Raw genomic sequence first — 7,350 nt, forward strand, 5'->3', positions numbered from 1 at the left:
GATTCTTTTTTGAAATAGGAAAACGAGATAGCCGATCAAGGTTGTCTCGTTTTTTATTTATATCCTCCTCCCTATTCCGTATATTTGTACACTAAAAAAGATCTGGAATGTCCGCACCACTAGCAGAACGATTACGTCCCAAAACCCTGAATGAATATGTCGGTCAACGTCATTTACTCCAACCGGGAGCAAGCCTGCGCAAGGCACTCGATTCGGGGATGATTCCTTCTATGATTTTGTGGGGACCTCCGGGTGTCGGAAAAACAACTTTAGCCCAATTAATTGCTTCCGAACTAAAACGTCCCTTTTATACACTTAGTGCAATCAGTTCAGGTGTAAAAGACGTTCGTGAAATTATTCAAAAAGTAGAACAATCCACATTATTTCAAAGTGGAAAAGGAGCTATACTTTTTATTGATGAGATACATCGCTTTTCTAAATCTCAACAAGACTCTCTTTTAGGTGCCGTAGAAAAAGGAACCATTACATTGATTGGTGCAACTACAGAAAACCCTTCTTTTGAAGTAATTTCTGCCTTACTATCACGTTGTCAGACCTACGTTCTGGAACATCATACAAAAGAAGATCTTGAAGGTCTTTTAAAAAAGGCGATAGAACGGGATGATCTTCTGAAACAAAAAGACATTGAATTACGAGAGACCACTGCTCTGCTTCAGCTTTCAGGAGGGGATGCCCGCAAGTTGTTGAATATTTTTGAATTAGTAATCGGAACTTTTGGTGACAGAAAAGCAACCATTACCGATGATGTTGTACTAAGTTCCGCCCAACAAAACACTGTGATTTATGACAAAGCCGGAGAACAACACTACGACATTATTTCGGCATTTATTAAATCGATAAGGGGAAGTGATCCTAATGCTGCTGTGTACTGGCTTGCCCGTATGATAGAGGGCGGAGAAGATCCTAAATTTATAGCAAGACGAATGCTTATATCCGCTTCCGAAGATATTGGTCTTGCCAACCCGACAGCGTTAGTAATTGCTAACACAACTTTTCAATCCATTACGGTAATCGGATGGCCCGAGGCGAGAATTATACTTTCTCAATGCGCCATTTATTTGGCTAATTCTCCTAAGGGAAATGCAGCTTATATGGCCATAAACTCTGCCCAGCAAGCCGTAAAAGAAACGGGTAATTTACCGGTTCCTCTCCACCTTCGGAATGCTCCAACAAAGCTCATGAAAGAGTTAGGCTATGGAAAAGAATATCAATATGCCCATGACGGCCCCGGAAACTTTGTCGAACAGGAATATTTACCGGATGTACTTTCCGGAACAAATTTTTTCTCTCCCGGTAGTTCTTCACGGGAGCAGGAAATAGCCAAGAACCTCTCAACTAAATTCAAAGGCAAGTATTAGTATTTCTATTACGGCAAGCGATTACAGGTTCTGAAAAATTTATTTTTCTTTTTCATAGAAACATAATGACGATTCACTAACTTTGCGCCCCGTAGTTACATTTTTAAAAAGACGATATGTCCAACTCAACAAAGTACGTTTTTGTAACCGGGGGTGTTACTTCTTCACTAGGAAAGGGAATTGTTTCCGCTTCATTAGCTAAACTTCTTCAGGCACGTGGATACACTGCCACGATTCAGAAGCTTGATCCATATATCAATATTGATCCGGGAACTCTAAACCCATACGAGCACGGGGAATGTTACGTGACGGATGACGGAGCTGAAACAGATCTTGATCTTGGACATTACGAACGTTTTCTAAACACGCCTACTTCTCAGGCAAATAATGTAACTACCGGACGAATTTATCAATCTGTTATAGACAAAGAACGTCGTGGAGATTATTTAGGAAAAACCGTTCAGGTTATTCCTCATATAACAGATGAAATCAAAGAACGAATTCAGATTTTAGGAAAACAGGGAACTTATGACTTTGTTATTACTGAGATCGGAGGAACAATCGGTGATATTGAATCACTTCCTTATGTAGAAGCAGTTCGTCAGATGATGTGGGAATTCCCTGACGATTGTTTAGTAGTACATCTAACGCTTGTCCCTTACCTGGCAGCGGCCGGAGAATTAAAAACAAAACCAACACAGCATAGTGTTAAAGCTCTGTTAGAGCTAGGTGTTCAACCGGATATTCTGGTTTGCAGAACAGAGCATCCTCTTGATCTTACACTTCGCAAAAAGATTGCTAAATTCTGTAATGTTGCTACAAAAGCTGTTATCGAATCTATTGATGCACCTTCTATTTATGATGTTCCCCTTTTGATGCAGGAAGAAGAACTCGACAAGGTTGTTCTTGAAAAACTTCACATGCCAACTAAACAGACACCCAATCTGGAATCATGGATTTCCTTTCTTGAGCGTTTGAAGAACCCTACTCATGAAGTAACTATTGGGCTTGTTGGAAAATATGTAGAACTCAAAGACTCTTACAAATCAATTAATGAAGCCCTTATTCACGGAGGTGTAACTAACTCAATCAAGGTTAATATCAATTGGATTCACTCTGAAAAATTAACCGATGAAAATATTATCGAACAATTGAGTAATCTGGATGGAATTCTCGTTGCACCCGGATTTGGCTCCAGAGGTATTTCAGGAAAAATAAATGCTGTTCGGTATGCCCGGGAAAATAAAATACCTTTCCTAGGAATCTGTCTGGGAATGCAATGTGCTGTTATCGAGTTCGCACGAAACGTAATCGGACTCAAAGATGCACATACAGTAGAAATAATGAGTGATACCCCTCACCCTGTTATTGACCTGATGGAAGAACAAAAACATGTCGAAGACTTTGGTGGAACCATGCGTCTTGGTTCTTATAAATGTCATTTGAAATCAGAAAGTAAAATTCATCAGGCATACCAAACAGAGGTGATTGCTGAACGTCACCGTCACAGATATGAATTTAACAATGCTTACCTTGATCAATTTGAAAATGCAGGAATGATTGCAACAGGAAAAAATCCTGAAACAGGATTAGTTGAAGTTGTTGAAATTCCAGAACACCCATGGTTTGTCGGAGCGCAGTATCACCCGGAGTACAAAAGTACCGTTGATAATCCTCATCCTCTTTTCAAAGCATTCGTAAAAGCTTCACTGGAAAATAAAAAATAGTACAAATTGTATCACTTTATTTTCTGCTGGTATAGTTCTTCAGATTTTCATTTATACTTACATAGTTAAAATCAAAAGGGTTCTCTCACGAGAACCCTTTCAACAACTACTACAACTACTATGAAATATTAAGCTTTTTGGAAAGCTTTAAACTACTACTGTTATTAAAACGTCTGACTTCCTCTTTTGTTTTATGCATACATAAAATTTTACACTTTTTAACATTTAACATCCTGACAAAAGAAAATAATTGAATGAATAGCAGGTTGTCTGCTAAAAATATCTGTATTAGGAAAAATTATGTGCTATCTTTGCCCATCTAAAGATTAAGATAGTTCAAAATGGACAAAAATACATTGATAGGGCTAGGGTTGATCGGAGCAATTTTAGTAACATTCTCCATCGTTAATAGCCCAAGTGAAGAAGACCTGAAGAAACAACAGGAAAGTCAAAAGAGCAAACAAACAGAAAAAGTTGAGAATACGTCCACAGAAGATGTATCTGAAGATTTAAAATTGCCTGAAGGGTGGATAGCAAAGCGTGATGAAAAGAACGCTATTCTTCGTAATTCAGAAGGAGCTGTTATCATTGTTGACACTGTTCGTTCTGTCGATTCTACATTCATTGTAGAAGAACCTGTGAAAAGCACAAAAGCAGAAAAAAAGTCTCCCCAAAAAGCATCCAATCAGAAGAAAACTACTTTCTCGGGTCTGTATATGCATACACCAGGCGAGAAGTTTGTACTTGAAAACAACCTGATAAAGGCTGAAGTCAGTGAAAAAGGAGGGCGTATCAGCTCTGTTTACCTAAAAGATTATAAAACCTATACTGATTTTGCTTCAGATAATGAAAATGCCTATTTACAGTTATTCGATGAAGAAAATAGTGTTACAGAACTTATCTTTACGTATAAGGGAGAGCAAATTCGAACCAAAGGATTAGCTTTCGAAGCACTGAAAACTGAGAAAAATGCAATTACAATGCGTCTTTCTCCTGAATCAGGAAAATACATTGACTTCAATTATGAACTAGCCGAGGACACTTACCATGTAGACTTTTCTATCAGTATGCATGGTTTTGGGGAAGAAATTGATCCCGACCAAATATTATTGAACTGGAGAACCGACTTATTACGTACTGAGAAAGCCGCCTCTCAGGAACGAATGGTTTCTACCGTATTCTTTCACAATGAAAAAGGGTATGATTATCTTTCGGAGTCTAGTCAGGATCATTTACAAACAGAAACACCTTCTGATTGGATTGCTTTCAAACAATCCTACTTCTCTTCAATACTAATTCCTGAAAAACCATTCGCTTCGGGAGCAAAACTAGGGATTACTCCTTACGATAAAACTTCCAGTAAAGAAGATACCTATATCAAGAACTATACAGCTTTGGTAAATGCTGGTATTGGTAGTTCTGAAAATGGATCGATCAAGATGCAATGGTACTTTGGTCCTAATGATTATACCGTATTGAGCTCATATAACAATAACCTGGAAGATATTATCAACCTCGGATGGGGTGTTTTCAGATGGGTTAATATTTATATGATTCAACCTATTTTCGTTTGGCTTACTGATATTGGTATCGGTGCAGGAATTGCTATTCTTTTGTTAACGATCATTGTTAAACTTATTTTAGCGCCTGTTACCTGGAAAATGTATGTTTCTTCTGCAAAAATGAGAATCCTGCGTCCTCAAATTGATAAACTAACTGAGAAATACCCCAAGCAGGAAGATGCAATGAAAAAACAAATGGAAATGATGACGCTCTATAAAGAATCAGGGGCAAGTCCTTTATCGGGTTGTCTTCCGATGCTTTTACAGATGCCCATTCTATTTGCTGTTTTCCGCTTTTTCCCAAGTTCATTCGACTTGAGACAAAAAGGATTCCTTTGGGCAGAAGATCTGTCATCTTATGATGCCATTGTTAGTTGGGATAAATATATTCCTTTCCTTTCTGACATATATGGAAATCATATTTCATTATTTACTTTACTCATGTCTGTTACTACTTTGTTTTATACTCATTTTAATAGTAGTAACATGCAGCAGCCTCAACAACCGGGTATGCCTAACATGAAGGTGATTATGTATATCTTCCCGGTAATGATGATTTTCTTCTTTAACAATTACTCTTCTGGTTTGAGTTACTATTATTTTATATCAACCCTTACTTCTATTTTAATCATGCTTGCTATCAAACAATTCTTTGTAGATGAAGACAAATTGAAAGCAAAAATGGAAGCAAAACTTGCTAATAACGGTGATGGTACAAAGAAGAAAAAATCCAAATTTCAGGAAAGACTTGAGGCCATGCAAAAAGCACAACAAGAAAAAATGAATCAGAGAAAATAATACCACTGATACAAATACAGAAACAAAAAGGCCAGAATTACTTCTGGCCTTTTTGTTGTAATTTGTTTTTAACTTCTTCAACAAGCCTAAACCGGGTCACATTCATGCAAAAAATAAAACATATAATCGGATAAACTCCGATTATCATAACTTTTAATGACATAAAAATGTAAAAAAATTTGCTGTTAATCGGATAAATTCCGATTATTGTATTAACAAACAACAACAATGTCGTTCAGAAGAAAAGTAAAAAAATACCAGGAAACCCCTATTAACCATCAAATGGTAATGGAGATGCTCAGCGAGTATAACCGTCCCAATGATAAAATAAGTGAATTACTTAAAAGTGGAGAACTTCTTTCATTAAGAAGAGGTCTTTACATCCCCGGTTCTGAACTAGATTTACCCACTCCGGATCTTTTCCTTATTGCAAACCACTTAAGAGGTCCCAGCTACGTATCAGTTGAATCAGCATTATCATACTGGGAGATGATCCCAGAGAGAGTATATGAAACAAGTTCTGCCACTATAAAAACATCTAAAGACTACAGTACTCCCGTGGGACGATTCACTTACCAACATCTATCACCTCCTTACTATTCTTTCGGAATAAAAAGTATCCGTTTAACTCCACAACAAACGATTATGATTGCCTCACAGGAAAAAGCTCTTTGTGACAAGATCATACTTACACAAGGCGTTTTACTAAGAAGTATCCGACAAACAATGGACTTTCTACTGGAAGACATGAGAATAGATGAGGATACACTTCAACAATTGAATACTTCAACTATACGATCATGGATAGATGATGCTCCCAAAAAAAGTAGTTTACAAATGCTGGTTAAAACACTCGAAAGATTATGATAAAAGAATGGCTTGCTGAATATGCCCCAACCAACGAAGAAGAAACTCTGTCTGCATTACGTGAAATCATGCAGGAAATAGCTCTTGCCGGACTATCCAGAACAGATTTTTATAACAAAGCTGCATTTTACGGAGGCACAGCTTTACGAATCTTTTATGGGTTGGATCGTTTCTCTGAAGATATGGATTTTTCTTTACTTAAACCCGAGCCTTATTTTTCATTGGAGCCTTATTTTTTTGCCATTATCACAGAATTTGAAGCACTTGGCATGAAAGTCAGTATTCGGGAAAAGAATAAAAAAACAACTACATCAGTAGAATCTGCTTTCCTAAAATCAGAGACAATCTGGAAAGAGTTAATACTGGAAGACATTGTAAAACAAGCTGGAATCAGATCAAATAAAACGATCAAAATAAAAATTGAAGTAGATAGAAACCCTCCCCAAAACTTTGAAACAGAAGAAAAACTTTTACTACGTCCGTTTTCTTTCTATGTAAAATGTTTCACTCAACCTTGCTTGTTCGCAGGAAAGATGCATGCTTTACTGTTCCGAAAATGGAAAAACCGAGTAAAAGGCAGGGATTGGTACGATCTGGAATGGTATATCAAAAGAAGTATACCTTTAGATGTAAATCATTTTCTATCACGTGCAAAAGATTCCGGAGATTGGCATGAAGCCACTATTTCTGCATCGCAAATCAAAGAGTTATTAAAAACAAAAATTCAGGATGTATCACTAGAAAGAGTAAAAGATGATGTTGTTCGTTTTATAAAAGATGATACATCTCTTACTATTTGGAACGCAAATTACTTTTACGACCTTATTGATCATTTGAAGTTTACAAATGAAATCCCTTCAGCGAAATAAGCTAAAAAAAGAGCGGTTCTCTCGAACCGCTCTAAAACCAAACCAAAATAAGCAAGTGAGGTTTGTTATTAAAAGGACGGGCAGGATAAAGTTTTAAACGTTACCGGTTTCTTTTTACAATTTAAGTTAATTCCCATGGATACTTCAT

Annotated in this window: 5 protein-coding genes; all 5 read left to right on the forward strand. The window is 37.0% G+C overall.

Annotated features, from left to right (window positions below; translation table 11 throughout):
- Positions 1-107: 107 nt before the first annotated feature.
- Positions 108-1,379 carry a replication-associated recombination protein A gene (locus tag AC4PL9_RS09845; protein WP_491604581.1) on the forward strand — a complete coding sequence of 424 codons (1,272 nt, stop codon included), beginning with the start codon at positions 108-110 and terminating at the stop codon, positions 1,377-1,379.
- Between the two features lie 116 nt (positions 1,380-1,495).
- Positions 1,496-3,106 carry a CTP synthase gene (gene pyrG, locus AC4PL9_RS09850; protein ID WP_491604582.1) on the forward strand — a complete coding sequence of 537 codons (1,611 nt, stop codon included), beginning with the start codon at positions 1,496-1,498 and terminating at the stop codon, positions 3,104-3,106.
- Between the two features lie 341 nt (positions 3,107-3,447).
- Positions 3,448-5,466, forward strand: a complete 2,019-nt coding sequence (gene yidC, locus AC4PL9_RS09855) for a membrane protein insertase YidC (protein WP_491604583.1) — start codon at positions 3,448-3,450, stop codon at positions 5,464-5,466.
- 228 nt (positions 5,467-5,694) lie between these two features.
- Positions 5,695-6,333 (forward strand): type IV toxin-antitoxin system AbiEi family antitoxin domain-containing protein, encoded by a 639-nt coding sequence (locus tag AC4PL9_RS09860; RefSeq protein WP_491604584.1) that lies wholly within the window; start codon positions 5,695-5,697, stop codon positions 6,331-6,333.
- Positions 6,330-7,202 (forward strand): nucleotidyl transferase AbiEii/AbiGii toxin family protein, encoded by an 873-nt coding sequence (locus tag AC4PL9_RS09865; protein ID WP_491604585.1) that lies wholly within the window; start codon positions 6,330-6,332, stop codon positions 7,200-7,202. Before AC4PL9_RS09860 ends, AC4PL9_RS09865 begins: the two co-directional genes overlap by 4 nt.
- Positions 7,203-7,350: the final 148 nt, after the last annotated feature.

It is taken from the genome of Wandonia sp. (assembly GCF_984588085.1).